The sequence below is a fragment of the Aeromonas sp. QDB25 genome (assembly GCF_027707725.1).
GTDB lineage: Bacteria > Pseudomonadota > Gammaproteobacteria > Enterobacterales > Aeromonadaceae > Aeromonas > Aeromonas caviae.
On sequence record NZ_JAPCIZ010000182.1, the window covers coordinates 1 to 1,925 of the forward strand.

A 1,925-nucleotide genomic window follows, 5' to 3' on the forward strand; every position below is an offset into this window, starting at 1 on the left:
ATTTAAAACTTCATTTTTAATTTAAAAGGATCTAGGTGAAGATCCTTTTTGATAATCTCATGACCAAAATCCCTTAACGTGAGTTTTCGTTCCACTGAGCGTCAGACCCCAGTATGACTACACCCTGATCCGGTTGCCCGGCGAACAGGGGTGGAGCTTGCGGTTGTTGAAGGACGGCCAGGAGGTCAGCGGGGAGGTTTACCAGGAGCACGATGAAGCGCTCAGTGTGGCCACCGTCTGGCTGTGCAGCGAGTCATGATCGTCAAATTTCATGCCCGTGGTGTGGGGCGCGGTAGCGGCCCGGTCGATTACCTGCTGGGGCCGCAGCGGGATCGGGAGGGGGCGACCCTTGACCGTGGCGATCCGGGTCTCATCGAGGCGCTGATCGACAGCAGCCCCTACGCCAAAAAGTACACCTCTGGCGTGCTGTCGTTCCAGGAAGCGGATTTGCCCAGGGAGGACAAGGACAAGCTGATGGACAGCTTCGAGCGTGCGTTATTGCCGGGGCTGGATCGGGATCAGTACGCCTGCCTGTGGGTGGAGCACCGGGACAAAGAACGGCTTGAGCTCAACTTCGTGATCCCGAATATCGAACTGCTGAGTGGCAAGCGGCTGCAACCCTATTTCGACCGGGCCGACCGGCCCCGCATCGATGCGTGGAAGGTGGTGGTCAACGCCCAGTTGGGCTTGCATGACCCGGATGATCCCTTGAACAAACGGGCATTGATGACCCCCAGCAACTTGCCAAAAGCCAAACAGGACGCGGCACAAGCGATCACCGACGGTCTGCTTTCACTGGCGGCGGCCGGTGAGCTGGCCGACCGGGGAGACGTGGTGGCCACGTTGAAGAAACACGGCTTTGAGGTGGTGCGGGAGACCCGCAAGAGTATCAGCATTGCCGACCCGGAAGGGGGGCGGAATATCCGGCTAAAAGGGGCCCTGTATGAGCAAGATTTTAGAGCTGGCCAAGACCTTCGAAGAGAGCTCGAAGCAGCAGGCGAGCGATATCGAAACGAGCGTGAAGAACGCGTTCGAGCCGCACGAGAGAGCTATTCTCGCGGCGTTGGAATCAAGCGCGCGGAGATTGAACACCGCTATCGACGCCCAGAACCGGAGGTGGGGCTGGCTGGTGTTGAAGGGGTGGGTCTTTCCGTTGATCGGGGTGGCGTTTCTGCTGGGGATCAGCTGGGTCGTGGTGTGGTACCAGGGCAGGGTCATCGCCGAGAACTGGGTAGAGATCTCACGCCAGAACAAGACATTGGAGCAGTTGGCAGCGAAGGGCGGAAAATTGGAACTGTCGACGTGCGGCAAGGACCTGCGGCTGTGCGTGAAGATGGACTTGAAGGAGTTGGCCTATGGCCGCGAAGAGGAATCAGAGAGAGGGGAATATCCCTGGAGGATCCCGGAGGGGTACTGAATGACGGAACTAGAGCGGCAGTTATTGAAAGCGTTAGAGAGCTTGGAAGGCGGGTACAGAGCGCAGCACGCGGCCTGGGAGAGCGCCTACAGCGATTTGCGGCAGATGTTCGAGGCCACCTCTACCGAGAACCGGGCATTGCGAGAGAGCGTGGGGAGCTTGAGCAAGCAGGTGTTGCACTTGAGCGGTCAAGTCGAGACATTGAGCCAAAAATTGAAGCCCTGAACATTGAGCTGGAGCCGCGGCGTAGCTCTATGAGCCTCGGGCGGGAGTATCGAGAGTATGGTGACAGGGAGTACGGTGATTGAGTGGGGTCAGTGGGCCCCACTTCATTGTTGATGCCCCTGTTAGGGGTTGTACGCCGGAATCCCAATTTCGGCGGTTTGGGCTTACCCCCCCATAACCGGCCGGTGAAAAATTTCCTCTAAAGCCGCCGTTGCCTTGGATTACTTACCTGTATGCAGTCGTTGAACCTGTGTTGCCCAATCTTTCCACTGGAGGGCATCAA

General features: G+C 57.9%; 3 protein-coding genes. 2 read left to right on the forward strand and 1 reads right to left on the reverse strand.

The window, feature by feature from the left end; translation table 11 throughout:
* Nucleotides 1–495 precede the first annotated feature (495 nt).
* Complete coding sequence (locus tag PG883_RS24000; protein ID WP_063639084.1) at nt 496–693, reverse strand: hypothetical protein; 198 nt, start codon at nt 691–693, stop codon at nt 496–498.
* A gap of 250 nt (nt 694–943) precedes the next feature.
* On the opposite strand from PG883_RS24000, the gene PG883_RS23315 reads away from it, so the two are divergent.
* Both PG883_RS23315 and PG883_RS23320 read left to right on the forward strand, forming a co-directional pair.
* On the forward strand, nt 944–1,417 hold the full coding sequence (locus tag PG883_RS23315) for an MbeB family mobilization protein (RefSeq protein ID WP_270808432.1): 474 nt from the start codon (nt 944–946) through the stop codon (nt 1,415–1,417).
* Complete coding sequence (locus tag PG883_RS23320; protein WP_063639086.1) at nt 1,418–1,642, forward strand: MbeD family mobilization/exclusion protein; 225 nt, start codon at nt 1,418–1,420, stop codon at nt 1,640–1,642.
* Nucleotides 1,643–1,925: the final 283 nt, after the last annotated feature.

Coding starts and splice junctions, on each gene's coding strand:
- PG883_RS23320 (WP_063639086.1), top strand. CDS start 1,418: ATGACGGAACTAGAGCGGCAGTTATTGAAAGCGTTAGAGAGCTTGGAA.
- PG883_RS24000 (WP_063639084.1), bottom strand. CDS start 693: ATGCAAGCCCAACTGGGCGTTGACCACCACCTTCCACGCATCGATGCG.
- PG883_RS23315 (WP_270808432.1), top strand. CDS start 944: ATGAGCAAGATTTTAGAGCTGGCCAAGACCTTCGAAGAGAGCTCGAAG.